Below are 14416 nucleotides of genomic sequence, written 5' to 3' on the forward strand. Positions count from 1 at the left end.
CCTCAGGACTCTTAAAGATGGAAATCAATACCCTGACAGTTGAAGAAGTAACCTTGGTAGAACTGGCAGGTGAAGTGGACACAAATACAGCACCTATGGTTCAGGAAAAGATTTTACCCCTAGCCCAGCCAGGTAGCAAGATTCTTTTGGATCTTACCAAGGTGCCCTATATGTCCAGTACTGGCTTGCGAATGTTGCTGCTGCTGTATCGTCAGACACACGCTCAAGACGGAAAACTGGTGCTGTTAGGGCTTTCGGAAGAGATTCAAGAGATTATGTCCGTGACAGGATTTCTCGATTTTTTTACAACTTGCAACACACTTGAGTCAGGATTAAAAGCACTCAAGTAGGGGACTGATACCAATTCTGGATTTTAGATTTTGGATTTTAGATTTTGGATTTTGGATTAAAAGTCTTTACCACAAGGTTGTTGCAGGACATTTAAACAATACTAACTATCCCAATTTGGGATGAAAACTAAGGACTGGATAAGAAGTTTCTTGCGCCAAACAAATGAAGTGAAAATTACTATTTCCCAATCCCTAATCTATTAAAAGCTAGTAACAAGAAGGATTTGGAATGGAACGAATCGATATTCATCCCACCCATACTTACGATAAATTCAAACTGCGCCGTGGGCGACCATTTCCTTTTGGAGCCACTCTGGTACCGGGAGGTGTGAACTTTTCAATTTTTTCCAGTTACACCAAATCCTGTACGTTAGTACTTTTCAAAAAGCGCGCTCCTGAACCAATGGTAGAAATTCCGTTTCCCGATGAATTTCGCATTGGCAATGTCTTTTGCATGGTTGTATTTGATTTGGACTACGAAAACATCGAATACGGCTACCGGATGGATGGGCCTTTTAATCCTAAAGAAGGTCACTGGTTTGATAAGAGCAAAATCCTTCTAGACCCTTACGCCAAAATCATTGGTGGTCGGGATGTTTGGGGAATTCCCGCAAACTGGAATGATATTTATCAGCATCGCGCCCGTTTAGCGTTCGACGACTTTGACTGGGAAGATGACCGACCTCTAGAAATCCCACCGGAGGATCAGATTATCTATGAGATGCACGTCCGTGGCTTTACCCGCCATATTTCCTCTGGGGTGAAGCATCCGGGAACTTTTGCTGGTATCCGCGAAAAAATTCCTTACCTCAAAGAGTTGGGGGTCAATTGTATTGAATTGATGCCTGTTTATGAATTTGATGAATTTGAAAACAGCCGTCCCAAACCGGAAAGTGAGGAATTACTCTTAAATTACTGGGGCTATAGTACTGTGGGCTTTTTTGCCCCCAAGGCTGGTTATGCGACCACTGGCAAGTTCGGGATGCAGGTTGATGAGCTGAAAGCCCTCGTCAAAACACTGCATAAAAACGGCATTGAGGTGTTTCTGGATGTTGTCTTCAACCATACGGCGGAAGGAAATGAGCGTGGCCCGACAATTTCTTTTCGGGGGATTGACAACAAAATATACTATATGATGACGCCGGATGGGTATTACTATAATTTCAGTGGCACTGGTAATACGCTCAACTGCAACAACCCAATTGTTCGCAATATGGTGCTTGACTGCTTGCGCTACTGGGCAAGTGAATATCACATCGATGGCTTCCGCTTTGACCTGGCCTCGATTTTGGGGCGTGATCCTTGGGGTGCGCCACTGGCTAACCCACCATTACTGGAATTGCTAGCATTTGACCCAATTTTAGCTAAGTGCAAACTAATTGCTGAGGCTTGGGATGCAGGCGGACTTTATCAAGTTGGCTCCTTCCCCGCTTTTGGTCGGTGGGCAGAGTGGAACGGCAAATATCGTGACGGGATTCGGAAATTCCTTAAGGGAGATCCGGGCAGGGTAGGAGACATGGCACAACGGCTACAAGGTTCGCCAGACCTCTATGCTGGGGCGGGTCGTGGCCCTGCCACATCGATTAATTTTGTTACAGCCCATGACGGGTTTACCTTAACGGATTTGGTTTCTTATAACGAGAAGCACAACGAAGTTAACTGTGAAAACAACAATGATGGGTGTAACGATAACGACAGTTGGAATTGTGGTGCAGAAGGATGGACTGAGGATCAGGAAATTCTGACCTTACGCCAACGGCAGATGAAAAATGCGATCGCTATGCTAATGGTAAGTCAGGGTGTGCCGATGATTCTCATGGGCGATGAGATGGGGCGCTCTCAGTGTGGCAACAACAATACTTATTGCCACGACAATGAGTTGAACTGGCTAGACTGGAATCTGTTGGAATTAAATGCCAACCTATTTCGATTCTTTAAACACTGCATTGCTTTCCGCAATGCTCACCCGATTCTGAGAAATCAGTACCATTTTCGCAATGTAGATTATGTTGGTAGCGGCTATGCAGATATTACCTGGCATGGCACCCAAGCTTGGAATGCTGACTGGTCAACTCACAGTCGCACCCTGGCTTTTATGCTCTGTGGGAAACACGCCAAGGAAGGGACGGTTTCAGACAACTACATTTATGTGGCGATGAATATGCATCATCGAACGCATTGGTTTGAAATTCCCGGCTTACGAGACTCGATGAAATGGCATGTGTTTGCCAACACAGGTGTCACTCCACCGGAGGATATTTGGCAGCCTGGAAGGGAACCGATATTAGAAAATCAATCTGGATTAATTATAGGCGATCGCTCTGTGGTCATTCTGGTGGGCAAATGAAATTGCTCACGAATCAAAAGCTAATTACAAATTTAAAGGAGAAAATTATGGCTTTCAACGCAACTCTAGAAATAAGTAACGATGTCGCTAAAATAACTTTGTCTGGAGAACTTGATGCATCTACAGCACCAGTATTTAAGGAGAAGGTAGAGGAAGCAGCAAGGCAAAATGTCAAACGTTTGGTTTTGCTAGTGCAAAACTTGGAATATATGTCCAGTGCGGGTTTAAGGGTGCTAATTTTTGCTAAACAAAAAATCGGAAACAAGGTTGTAATTTATATAGTCGGCGCTCAAGAAATGGTGAAAGATACTATTGAGAATACTGGCTTCCACTATAGTGTAGAAATGCTCAATGAGTATAACGAACCTGAGATAGAACATGTTTAGGAAAGTCAAAATCTAAAAAATCCTTTGATTTTTTGGCGTTGTTGAATAGAAATGTAAATTAGTTTCCAGACACTCCAGACGCAGAGAGACCAAGAAGAAGTCCTTCATAGTGCGGTCTAAATAAATCAAAACTGCTATTCCAAACTCTTACTCTCTGCGTCTAACCCTATTCTGTCACTCTCCGAAAAAATTTCCCATTTCTGAAATCTAGAGCTTTTATCTACCAAGGGTTCACACGATTTTTTTCTAATAACAAATACAACACCCATTTTTTTCTAATAAGATAGCTTGTATTGATTACCTGATGAGGCTTATAGGAATTACCCTTTCGGAGAGTGACAGAACAGGGATAAATAACGACTCATACTTAATAATGATGGAACTATTAACTGTACCAGATTCTTTGAATTCTTTAAAAGCGATCGCCGACTATGTGATGGCGGCGGCGGCGGCGGCTGGCTTAAATAAAAAAGCCTCCTATAAATTGCGTTTGGCGGTGGACGAAATCGCCACTAATATCATCGTTTACGGCTATAAAGAAGCAGGTCACTCAGGAGTATTAGATTTGCAAGCCGAATTCAACGAACAAACCCTAACAATCTCAATGGAAGATACTGGTGTACCTTATGACTCTAGCCAAACAGAAATCCCGAATGACCTAAATCAGCCATTGGAACAGCGACATATAGGTGGGTTGGGAGTGTATCTGGCTATTCATGGCGTTGATAAGTTCATCTATGAACGGGTTGGTAACCGGAATCGCAACATTTTTGTTGTGAATAGAACTAGGATTACCCAAGCTGTTATTAGTTAGAGATGAAAGTCCTATGCAAATTAAATGTTTGACAGATGAGGAGGAGGTGTCTATATTCAGATGTTGACATAATATAACGTATTGGCATGGCTCCCATTCTCGCCCATTTCATAAATGGTAATCTTTTGGATTGTACCTACAATATTTTTTGAAGTAAATACTTTAACAGTATTTATCATATATGCTTCGTCTTGAATTCGAGACTTATCGATACTTCTGCCCAAAGTAATATGAGGATAAAAGGCATCTCCAATATATCTATATCCATATTTAAAATAATTTTCTTTTTCTAAACTACTGTAGTTAATAGTGTCTTTTTGTCTATCTTCCTCTGTGAGATATATCGAATCTTTGAGCCGTTCAAAAACAAATATATGAGCCTCACCAAAGATTACATTTGGGCTTAATGTCAAAAAATACCAGCCAGGTGGCTGATATTCTAATTCAGACAAATTAAACTCTAAAGAGTATTTTTGCTGTGTACAATAATCACGCAGATCAGAAATCAAGTTAAGCCAATTAAAGTTATTTTTAAATCGACCTTGAAGAAGTGTAATGTGTGGTAGATTAAATTCAGTTCCCAATAAAGGGTGAAGTGGGCAAAAAGGCATTATTTTTTTCTGTAACTCCACAAGATATTGATTCATCTGGGGGCTTGGAACCATTGCAACACCAACTTTCATAGTTTCACCTATAAACAAGAGACTTCTAAGGAAAAGCGTTCGCCTCTAAAACGACTAATTGTATACTCAAACAAGTAGTCATGCTGATCGCGAACTTGGCTCTTAGTAACTAGCAAAGGCACACTAGGGGAAATCTTTAGAAGTTTTGCCTCTTCTTTAGAAGCAACTTCAGTTTCAATCTGGATATGAGCACGTCGCGGCTGAATTCCATAATAGTTTTGTAACAAACTATATAAGGAGGTGGCTCTATAAATCAGCACTTCTAAGTCAGGAAATGTTTCTGAATTATCAATGTTTGAGTCAATATTAGTTTCTAGATTGATGTATTCAGTTAAATTAGTATATTATGTACTGAAAAACCTATTAGACTAAGCCTTTGACTGATTCGGCTTAGTCTCACATAGCTAAATCTCTACGGCCATTAATATCGTTATCTGTTACCTATGCATAAGTCCTGACTTACTCATCTAAACTTATTTAGACTAAAAATCACAGATGTAAACCGCTTTCCCTGCTACCCAAGTTATTGCAACTTGAGGCAATCCATTCACAATTTCTACTGCTAATAAATCAGCCTGATTAGTCACTGAAATTTGTCCTCGATCGCTTAACTCTAAGGCTTGAGCAGGATTATGAGTAACTAAAGCGATCGCTTGCGGTAAATTTAACTCGGAAATATCTAAAAGCCGGAATACAGCAGCAAGTAAAGTTCCAGGAGCATAATCAGAACATAAACAACTTGCAACTTGATGATGAACTGCCTCAATCGCTTTGATTGAGCCACTTTGACTTTGACCTCGCAGAATATTAGGGGCGCCAAAAATTGTGAACATTCCAGCAGCTTTAGCAGCTTTTGCTGTCTCTAAATTGATGGGAAATTCACTTAATCGCACTCCCATATTTGCTATAGTCTGCACTCGTTCTGGGGTATCATCATCATGACTAGCAACTTGAACATTTTGATGCAAAGCTTTAGAAATCAAAGTCTCAATCCGTGACTTTGCACCTTCAGCATTTTGAACTTTATTATTTGCCATTGCCTCGGCTTCCGCAGCACTTTTCTTGTAAGTTCGAGAAATATAATTCTGATAAGCTTGTAAATCCTTAAATTGTCCTTGTCCCGGTGTATGATCCATCAAAGAAACTAAATGAATATATTTTTCAGCTAGCAAATTTAAAAGTATTGGTAAGCCAGTAGGATCAGTAATTTCGTAGCGACAATGGACACGATTATCAACTAGCGCATAGGGCTGGTAAGCATAAATTGACTGCACAACTTGAGATGCAATATCATTATTCCGAACTCCTAATTCCTCATGAGCAAAAGAAATTGCATGAAAGGGAGTCGTAATCCCTGCCATTGCATTGCGTTTATCAATTTGTGCTACAGCAAAATTCATCGGGAATAAAGCACCAGGACGCGGTTCTATTTCCTTTTCAATGGCATCGCAGTGTAAATCAATCATCCCCGGCATCAGAATTTTACCATTTAAATCAATGGTTTTAGCGCCACGGGTAGATACTGGATTAATAGCAGCGATCGCGTCATCTTCTATAAGCAGTGAAGCATCATCTAGTACCTCATCTGATAAAACAATCCGCGCATTTGTTAAATAAGTCCTCATAACATTTACTAACTCTTTAAATTTTTCAGAACATTTAACGAAATCACCGACAACATATCTCCCGCAATCTTCAATTATTTGCTAACGGGACTTAAACATTTTTAAGGCATAAACAAGCCTCAAACCCATATAGGGCAAGGAAATATACCAAATGCTCTTCTTTTCACTTTCTTCTTTGCGCCTTTGCGCCTTTGCGTGAGACAAAAAATTATTTATGCAAGAGGTCTAATGTCAAAGTCTCTCTGCATATAAATTTGAGGCTTTTTTCTGGCTGCTTTTTGTCTAAGTCCCACTAACACCTAACATTCTCTCAATTCGTAGGGACAAGAGTAATTTCAAAATCAGCTAACTCTTTAACTAGCTCTTGGTCATGGAAAATCGCTAAAATGCCAGTACCAGCTTTTTTAAGAGAGCGAATCATCTCAATAACTCGTGCAATTGAAACCTGGTCAAGGCTAGCCGTAGGTTCATCTAGTAATAGCAAACGAGGATGAAGAATCATCGCCCGCGCTAAATTTACCCGTTGTTTCTCTCCACCCGAAAAAGTAGCTGGAGAGATTTCCCACAGTCTTTCTGGAAGCTTAATTTGACTTAATAAATCCTTAGCTTTGTCTATAGCTTCAATGCGTTCTATTCCTAAATCCAATAAAGGTTTGGCTACAACATCCACTGTGGATTGTCTAGGAAGACAGTGAAGAAATTGCGTAACAAAGCTAATTTCAGCCCGTCGAAGTTCTAAAATTTCACGTTCACTAACTTTTGCTAAATCCAGCCATTCACCATCATCTGTGTGATAATAAATTGCTCCTTTAGTAGGTAAATAAGTCCGATAAATACACTTCAAAAAACTAGATTTTCCAGTACCAGAAGCACCTGTTAAGGCAGTAAGTTTTCCTGCTCTCACTTCCAAGGAAACATTTTGAGCCGAAGGGATATGTTTTCGTTGTTCATGGAGGATAAAGCTTTTACTTAACCCTTCTGTGCGTAAAATGAGATTTGAATACATGTTTTTCACCTTCTTATAAAGCAGAAGTTACTAACTGCTGAGTATAACTATGCTGAGGGTCTTCGAGTATTTGATCAGTTAAACCTGATTCGACAATTCGACCATATTTCATCACAATAGTCCGTGATGATAAAAGGCGAATAACTCCTAAATCGTGAGTAACAACAATCATTGCAATTCTCAATTTTTGCTGAAGTTCTAGAATTAAATCTAGGATTTTTGCCTGAACAGATAAATCTAATCCAGTTGTTACTTCATCAAGAAATAATAACGGTGGTTCTGTAGCTAAAGCACGAGCAATTTGGACGCGCTGTTGCATTCCTCCAGAAAAGTTTTTGGGTAATTCATCAATACGTTCAATTAGGAATTCAGTGCGGGTAAGAAGTTTTTGAGAGCGTTGACGTATTTCTCTATAATCCAATACATCGCTCATTAATAACCGTTCAGCAATATTTCCTCCAGCCGACACATGAAAGTTTAAGCCTAAGTGAGGGTTTTGATAAACCATGCCAAACTTATGATTTTTCAACCATCTAGCTTGAGCAGGATTCAAGGCAAATAAGTCAAAATTTCTGTCCTTATCAAAAAACTTGGCACTGCCTTGGGTAGGAATTTGGTCAAAATATAGCATCTTTACTAAAGTGGACTTGCCACTTCCAGATTCTCCCATAATTCCCAGAATTTCGCCCTGATAAAGGTCAAAAGAAATATCTAAAGCAGCAACAATACTTCCACAATAAGGACAAATATTCGTATTAGTTTCTGGCCCAGTTGAAGAAAGACATTTTGGGCAACCAGAACCGTATATTTTTGTCAAATCACGAACTTGTAGAATCTTGTTCATAGGAAGAGTTTAGAATTAGGAATTTAGAATTAATCCTTAAATAGATTACCTAAATAGGTAGCCTGTAAAGGAGTTTCTTTAACAGTTTCACCAATTTTTTCAACGCGATAGGCTTTGGCATTGGGGCGAGAACTGACGATTTTTTCCAGGCGATCGCCTACAAAATATAGACCAACTCCGTCATCAGCTGCATAACCATCATCTAGTAACTCTTCAGATAACAGCCGATGATAAGCTAGTCTTCTTTCTGGCTCTCTATCATAGTGAGGACAGTGGCTACCTTTTAGGAAACCGAGACACTTTACTGGGTTGTTCAGCGAGCCTGGAGCATAGGCACTAATTCCTGCTTCAAACCAGCACATCGAACCCGCACTCAAGCCACAAAGAATAATGCCTTTTTCCCAAGCTTCTCTGAGAATTTTATCTAGTTCCCATTCTCGCCAAAGCGCAATTAAATTTTTGGGGCTGCCTCCTCCTACATAAATAATGTTTTGCTCTAGCACAAAAGCTTTAAGGTCGGTAGCTGGTGGGTTAAACAACGACAAATGAGAGGGAGTGCAGGATAATTTTCCAAAGGTTGAATAGAACTCGACGATGTAGTGATCAGAATCACCGCTAGCTGTCGGGACAAAGCAAACTCGCGGCTTTTGTTTGTCCACCAGTCCCAAAATGTATTTGTCTAACAGAAAGTTTTTGGGTTCCATTGAAAAGCCGCCTCCACCCATTGCAAATATTTGTTTGAGGGGAAGATTGTTACTCATATTGAGAGTTTGCAACTGAAGTTGATGTTCTTTATTTTTTATTCTTTATACTCAATGTTACATCGCAGTAGTCGCTATCAGAACATTGATAAACTTTTTCTCCTATGTTACTGATAACTTCATCCAGAAAAGTAGTGGTAGAAGCACACCTAGAACAAGCACGGCGATGACCTTTTTCATCAGTAAAATCTTCTACTCGAAAGGGAATATCACTAAAGGAAAGAGGTTGAGCAGTGGTATAAGGAGGTACTGCATAAATTTTCTTTTCTCTCCCAGCCCCGAATAGATACAAGCATTCAGATTGGTGCAGTTTTGGCACATCAAAACGGGGAATTGGTGAAGGATCAATTACATAAAATCCGTTAATACGTGTGGGATAGCGGTGAGAGATAGTAATTTCAGAAAATTTTACCATGTCCTCATATAACTTCACCCAAAGACGCGCATAATCTCCCTCACTATGCATGATTTTACGCTTTTCTTCACTCGCTTCTACAATTACTAAAGGATCAGGATAGGGAACTTGCAGAACTAAAATTTGCCCAAGCTTTAAAGGAATTTCTGGAATGCGATGGCGCGTTTGAATTAGGGTTGCTTCTTGGGTGTGCTTAGTTAGTTTTATTCCTGGACAAGTTGTAGTAGTAAATTTACGAATATTGACGGCATTAACAGAATCATCACTTCCCTGATCTATAACTTTGAAAGTATCATCAGCACCAATTAGGGAGAGACTAATTTGTAATCCGCCTGTGCCGAATCCCCTGGCAATTGGCATCTCGCGGGAGGCGTAGGGGACTTGGTAACCAGGAATAGCAACAGCTTTGAGGAGACTACGGCGAATCTCTTTTTTGGCCTCTTCATCTAGAAAGCCAAACTGATAAGCATAAGCATTCTTTTGAGATACATAAATGCCATTTTTTTGTTCTGTAAATACCGATTTTTCTATTTCTAAATTCTGGTTGGTTAAAGATTGTGCTTGTGGTTTCATTTCTCATTTTTGTAATTATTTTGAGTAGTACGAAGCCTATCTAAGTCAGATTGAAAGGTGACATAGTGCGGCATTTTGTAGTGGGAAGCAAAACCCATTGACTCAATGCCGTCGATATGCAGAAGGACAAATTCGGGGTCTTCAGAGGGGTTACTAGGGCCTTGTTTTATGCCTTTTTGGAGGGCGCGGTCTAAAATAGCCATAGCGATCGCTTTTACTTCGTTATGCCCAAAACAAGCTCCATATCCTAACCCAAAGGTAGGTTTACCTTTATTTTCATCCAGTTCATACATAGCGATGACTTCACATTCCGTCATCAGTACCTCTCCAATTTCAATTAATTCCCCTGTGATGGGATGTGGTAATTGAACTGGCAGATAACCGACTCGTAACTCGGCAACAGTGGGGTGAATATCGCCGTAGCCGCGCATATTAGAATAGGCGATGCTTAAGATAGAACCTGTCTCCGCACGTGCCATTGTTGCTAATGCCGCAGAACGTGAAACTGGGAAAATTAGGGGTTCCCGTGTAATATCAAACGGTGGTTGATAACATTCAATAATTGGTGGTAATAGCCCTTCCTGACGTAAGCTATCTAATACCTTAGGAAAGGTAGTCGGTAATATTTCTTCTGGTGTTTCTTTTAGCCAAGTTTTAGCTATTTTACGAAATTGCTCGGGCGATTCATCTAGCAGTTCAAAGCGAAATAAACGCTGTAAATAATCCGATGTCGGCCCCAACATCTGCCCACCAGGAATATCCTTAAATGCGGCAGAAATGCGACGGATAAGACGCATGCTTTTGCCATTATGCAAAGGAGTTTCACCTAATCGAGGACGAGTTGAACGATAAGCCCTCAAATAGAAAGCGGCTTCTAGAGTATCACCAGCACTTTGCTTAATTGCTAGTGAGGCTAAATCTGGATGATACAAGCCTCCTTCTGATAAAACTCGACTATGTAAAAAGTGCAATTGATGACGAATTGTTTCTAAAGATAGGGGAGACTCGGTGCTATTTCGTGTTCGCAAGTAGTCTAGTAATTTAATTGCTTCTTCGATAGCCGTTTCGCCGCCTTTAATCGCAATGTAACCCATGTCAGAATTTTTAAGAAGAATGTAGAAGTCAGAATTCAGTATCAGTTAATGAAGGTTTGAGTATCAGTGAAATCATGCAGTTTGATTTGAGTAGTTCTCGGTAATGCCATAATACAAGTTGAATCTACCAGAATCATGTCTACTCCCAAGGGAAAATTTTCTACCCAATTTTCACGAAGCACAAACCATAATGGATGAAACCCAGCGAGATGAATAAGGCGCGTTTTTTTGATGCCAGCCCCTGATAATTGAAATGATATATTTCCGAGATTAAGTGCTGTTGCTTGAAGTATTAAAGTAGCTCCTTTTTCTGGGTTAGACAATTCTCCTAAGTTAAGAGATAAATTCATGTTAGGCGGATTAGTAGCATCTTTAATTACAAATTTTGCAGTTTCTTCACAGGCTATAGGTGCTTGGAGGAGATAGCGATCGCTCTTATCTACCAACCCATCTTGATCACTCCAACTTACGGTTTTATCGAGCAGCGTTGCTAATACTCCCACCAAAGCTGAAGACCTTCCTAAATACTGGCTTAAATCAGCAATTTCTCCCGGCAAACTCATACAATGCAACAAATTACGAAAAATTTTTTGTTGACTTTCTCCTTGCCAGATAGCTTCAATCTTCAGCATCATCTTTCTCCTGGCTGAGTAAAGAAAAATTTACTTTAGTTTTTGCCAACATTGCACCTTGTTGTAGTTCTTCCCAAGCACGTTTTTCTATGCCTTGTTGAATTAAATCTGCAACTCTTTGCCAACCAGGTAATTGATGAGCTATCACCGCATCACATATAGCTAAAGCTACAGCTAAGTCAGCAGAATCACTCATTACTTGAGCTGCACCTTCAAAGTTTTCATTGCTTGAATTGGTGAGTTCTATCCATGCACTTGCTATAGGAATTTCTCCTAAGTAGTATGGTTCATGAAACACCCCATCTTCCATTTGCAGCAAACTCAAGCCAGCTTGGGGTAAAGATTTATAGTTTACTTGCCAACCAGAAATTAAATCTTCTGCTAAAGATTGCAGCTTTTCAGGTGAATAAGCAGTTAAAGCTTTAATCCAAAGGCTCCGAGAAGGAATTGTCATTCTACTTTGGATTTTGGATTTTAGATTTTGGATTGTCCCGACGACTTTCAGTCGCTTGTTCTGAGAGCTTTGTTTTGGTCATGAAAGTTTACTTCTTAACAAAGCGGAAAGGTAATCAATGGCAACGATTGTAATAATAATGATCAGAATTAAAGCACCGGCTTGGTCATATTGGAAAAAGCGCAAATTGGCGTTTAACTCTAAACCAATTCCTCCCGCTCCTACCAATCCTAATACTGTTGCAACTCTGACATTTCGGTCAAAAATGTAAAGCGTGTAACCAACTACCTCTTGAAGAATTGAAGGCCAAGCTGCAAACATAACGACCTGAAGAAAGTTAGCACCAGTAGCATTAATTGCTTCATAAATTCCTGGATTAACTCGCTCCATACTCTCAGAAAAAAATTTTGTTAAGAATCCTGATGTATGTAACCCTAAAGCTAAAACTCCAGGTAAAGGCCCAAGCCCTAAAGCAGCTACAAATATTAGGGCTAATACTAGATCTGGTAATGCCAATAAGAAAGTCAGTAACTCTCGCACGGTGCGATAAATCAAGGGATGAGGAGAAATATTTTTGGCAGCAAGTGGGGTAAAGATAACACTAATCACAAAAGCTAACACTGTTCCCCAAAGTGCGATCGCTAAAGTTTGTCCCATCAATCCTAGATACTTAACCAAATCAGTGAAATTAGGCGATCGATACCGTCCTAGATATTCAAAAATATCGCTAAAACCCCAGAGTAAAGTTGTAAATGAAATCTCCAAATGGACAATTACTAATCCGACAAAAATTAACAACAATCCCAACCACAGGAAAACTAAATTTGCAGGCTTTTTCGGCAATGGGGGGAGTTGAGAAGTTTTAAATACCATCTTTAAATCACCCGCGATCGTAATTGGTTAGATAATCTATCTAGGACGGTTACAGCGAGATAAACTGACACTATAATCATCATTAATTGACTGTAGTTAAACAGTCGAATAGATGACACTAACTCATATCCAATTCCTCCAGCACCTACCAAACCAACAATTGTTGCTGAACGCACATTATGGTCAAGAATGTAGAGAAGTGTGCCAATTAAATCGGGGAAAGCTTGAGGAAGCATTGCAAAAGTTATTAACTGTAACCAACTCGCACCTGTTGATATTACCCCTTCAATAGACTTGGGATCTACCACCTCAATACTTTCAGCAAAAAACTTTGCCATAAAGCCAGTGGTAACAAAAGTAAGTGCCATTATTCCAGGTAATGCACCCAATCCTACAGCTGAGACAAATACCAATGCCCATACCACTTCTGGTAAAGCACGCATTAGAGAAAGTAAGTTGCGGCTGATGTGGTAAACGACCGGATTGGGACTACTATTGCGAGCTGCAAGTATTCCTAAAGGTAGGCTCAGAATCAGAGAAAAAGTTGTGCTTAAAAAGGCAATTTCTAAAGTTTCCAACATTTTTGTTCCGAGAGTTGGAAAATAATCCCAATCAGGAACAGCGAATAACTGTCGGATAAATTCAAACAATTTTCCTGTAGATTGAAAAATCCTCACTAAATCCACTTCCACAATAGTAGCGTTACTGCCAAGAGCTAGCAAAATAACTAACACTAAAGCAACCAGTGAAAGAGGAGGTAGACCATCAGGACTTGGCCAACGCCATTTCCATGTTAAAGTTTTCATCTAAACTTCCATCCGCACGTCGATAAATGGTTTCCAAAATCTCTTGTTGATGAAATAATTCCCCAGCTGTACCGTCAAAGACGACGTGACCCTGATTAATGCCAATAATCCGCTCGGCAAACTGTATAGCCAAGCCAACTTGGTGTAAGCTAGCAACAACAGTAACCCCATCTTTTTGGCAAATTCCTTGCAGCAATTTCATAATTTCTTCGGAGGTTACTGGGTCGAGACTCGCTACAGGTTCATCTGCTAAAATTACTGCTGGTTGTTGAGCTAAGACACGAGCGATCGCTACTCGCTGCTGCTGACCTCCAGACAATCTACTAGCACGATTCCAGGCTTTTTCTGTCAAATCTACCCGCGCTAATGCCCAATGGGCTATTTCATAGTCTTTTTTTGGGAACAAGTAAACTAAGCTTTCCCACCAAGAACGGTGATAAAGTCTTCCAGTGAGGACGTTTATCATTACGTTTAACCGACCCACCAGATTAAATTGTTGAAAGACCATGCCAACTTGAGCGCGAAGGCGACGTAAATTTTCTGTTGTAAGTTGACAATTGGCAATGATAATTTCACCGCTACTAGGGGTTTCTAAACCATTCAAAAGACGCAAAAGTGTAGATTTACCTGCACCTGAAGGCCCTAAAATAACTGTGAATTCACCTGAATTGATTGTCAGTGTTGTAGGATGTAGAGCTTGAAAGCCATTTTCATAGCGTTTACTAACTTGTTTAATTTGTATCAAAGACATAA

17 protein-coding genes are annotated in these 14416 nt (G+C 40.1%); 4 read left to right on the forward strand and 13 right to left on the reverse strand.

Translation table 11 applies throughout. From position 1 onward, the window contains the following. The first annotated feature begins 17 nt into the window (after positions 1-17). The 4 genes from F8S12_RS29730 to F8S12_RS29745 all read left to right on the forward strand — a co-directional run bounded on the left by F8S12_RS29730 (position 18) and on the right by F8S12_RS29745 (position 3897). The gene (locus F8S12_RS29730) at positions 18-350 is read left to right on the forward strand and encodes an anti-sigma factor antagonist (protein ID WP_196519857.1); all 333 of its coding nucleotides are present in this window, start codon (positions 18-20) and stop codon (positions 348-350) included. Positions 351-579: 229 nt separating this feature from the next. Further along, positions 580-2697 (forward strand): glycogen debranching protein GlgX, encoded by a 2118-nt coding sequence (gene glgX, locus F8S12_RS29735; protein ID WP_196519858.1) that lies wholly within the window; start codon positions 580-582, stop codon positions 2695-2697. Positions 2698-2744: 47 nt separating this feature from the next. Then, positions 2745-3083, forward strand: coding sequence for an anti-sigma factor antagonist (locus tag F8S12_RS29740; protein WP_196519859.1), 339 nt, complete (start codon positions 2745-2747; stop codon positions 3081-3083). A 373-nt stretch (positions 3084-3456) separates the two neighbouring features. Beyond that, positions 3457-3897, forward strand: coding sequence for an ATP-binding protein (locus F8S12_RS29745; RefSeq protein ID WP_230968365.1), 441 nt, complete (start codon positions 3457-3459; stop codon positions 3895-3897). 56 nt (positions 3898-3953) lie between these two features. Here F8S12_RS29745 and F8S12_RS29750 read toward each other — a convergent pair whose 3' ends face one another. The 13 genes from F8S12_RS29750 to phnC form a co-directional block, all read right to left on the reverse strand. Further along, positions 3954-4580 carry a hypothetical protein gene (locus tag F8S12_RS29750; RefSeq protein ID WP_196519860.1) on the reverse strand — a complete coding sequence of 209 codons (627 nt, stop codon included), beginning with the start codon at positions 4578-4580 and terminating at the stop codon, positions 3954-3956. An 8-nt stretch (positions 4581-4588) separates the two neighbouring features. After that, positions 4589-4903 (reverse strand): UTRA domain-containing protein, encoded by a 315-nt coding sequence (locus tag F8S12_RS29755; RefSeq protein WP_331001462.1) that lies wholly within the window; start codon positions 4901-4903, stop codon positions 4589-4591. A gap of 159 nt (positions 4904-5062) precedes the next feature. Then, the gene (locus tag F8S12_RS29760; protein ID WP_196519862.1) at positions 5063-6205 is read right to left on the reverse strand and encodes an alpha-D-ribose 1-methylphosphonate 5-triphosphate diphosphatase; all 1143 of its coding nucleotides are present in this window, start codon (positions 6203-6205) and stop codon (positions 5063-5065) included. A 310-nt stretch (positions 6206-6515) separates the two neighbouring features. Beyond that, the gene (gene phnL, locus F8S12_RS29765) at positions 6516-7211 is read right to left on the reverse strand and encodes a phosphonate C-P lyase system protein PhnL (protein WP_196519863.1); all 696 of its coding nucleotides are present in this window, start codon (positions 7209-7211) and stop codon (positions 6516-6518) included. Positions 7212-7224: 13 nt separating this feature from the next. Beyond that, positions 7225-8055 carry an ATP-binding cassette domain-containing protein gene (locus F8S12_RS29770; protein WP_196519864.1) on the reverse strand — a complete coding sequence of 277 codons (831 nt, stop codon included), beginning with the start codon at positions 8053-8055 and terminating at the stop codon, positions 7225-7227. 29 nt (positions 8056-8084) lie between these two features. After that, on the reverse strand, positions 8085-8816 hold the full coding sequence (locus F8S12_RS29775) for a peptidase E (protein WP_196519865.1): 732 nt from the start codon (positions 8814-8816) through the stop codon (positions 8085-8087). A gap of 31 nt (positions 8817-8847) precedes the next feature. Then, positions 8848-9804, reverse strand: a complete 957-nt coding sequence (locus F8S12_RS29780; protein ID WP_196519866.1) for an alpha-D-ribose 1-methylphosphonate 5-phosphate C-P-lyase PhnJ — start codon at positions 9802-9804, stop codon at positions 8848-8850. Continuing rightward, entirely contained in the window at positions 9801-10898 is a 1098-nt protein-coding gene (locus tag F8S12_RS29785) for a carbon-phosphorus lyase complex subunit PhnI (RefSeq protein ID WP_196519867.1), read from the reverse strand. Before F8S12_RS29785 ends, F8S12_RS29780 begins: the two co-directional genes overlap by 4 nt. Positions 10899-10939: 41 nt before the next feature. Further along, the gene (gene phnH / locus F8S12_RS29790) at positions 10940-11533 is read right to left on the reverse strand and encodes a phosphonate C-P lyase system protein PhnH (protein ID WP_230968366.1); all 594 of its coding nucleotides are present in this window, start codon (positions 11531-11533) and stop codon (positions 10940-10942) included. Then, positions 11517-11984: a phosphonate C-P lyase system protein PhnG gene (phnG, locus tag F8S12_RS29795; protein ID WP_196519868.1), complete on the reverse strand. Its 468-nt coding sequence runs from the start codon at positions 11982-11984 to the stop codon at positions 11517-11519. The genes phnH and phnG overlap by 17 nt, the downstream gene beginning before the upstream one ends. A gap of 78 nt (positions 11985-12062) precedes the next feature. Continuing rightward, a complete protein-coding gene (phnE, locus tag F8S12_RS29800) occupies positions 12063-12857 on the reverse strand; it encodes a phosphonate ABC transporter, permease protein PhnE (RefSeq protein WP_196519869.1) in 795 nt (264 codons plus the stop codon). Positions 12858-12859: 2 nt separating this feature from the next. Then, the gene (gene phnE / locus F8S12_RS29805) at positions 12860-13663 is read right to left on the reverse strand and encodes a phosphonate ABC transporter, permease protein PhnE (protein WP_196519870.1); all 804 of its coding nucleotides are present in this window, start codon (positions 13661-13663) and stop codon (positions 12860-12862) included. Then, positions 13623-14414, reverse strand: a complete 792-nt coding sequence (phnC, locus tag F8S12_RS29810; protein WP_196519871.1) for a phosphonate ABC transporter ATP-binding protein — start codon at positions 14412-14414, stop codon at positions 13623-13625. Before phnC ends, phnE (F8S12_RS29805) begins: the two co-directional genes overlap by 41 nt. Between the last annotated feature and the right edge of the window lie 2 nt (positions 14415-14416).

Source organism: Nostoc sp. WHI (genome assembly GCF_015714725.1).
In the GTDB taxonomy this organism is placed as follows: domain Bacteria; phylum Cyanobacteriota; class Cyanobacteriia; order Cyanobacteriales; family Nostocaceae; genus Nostoc.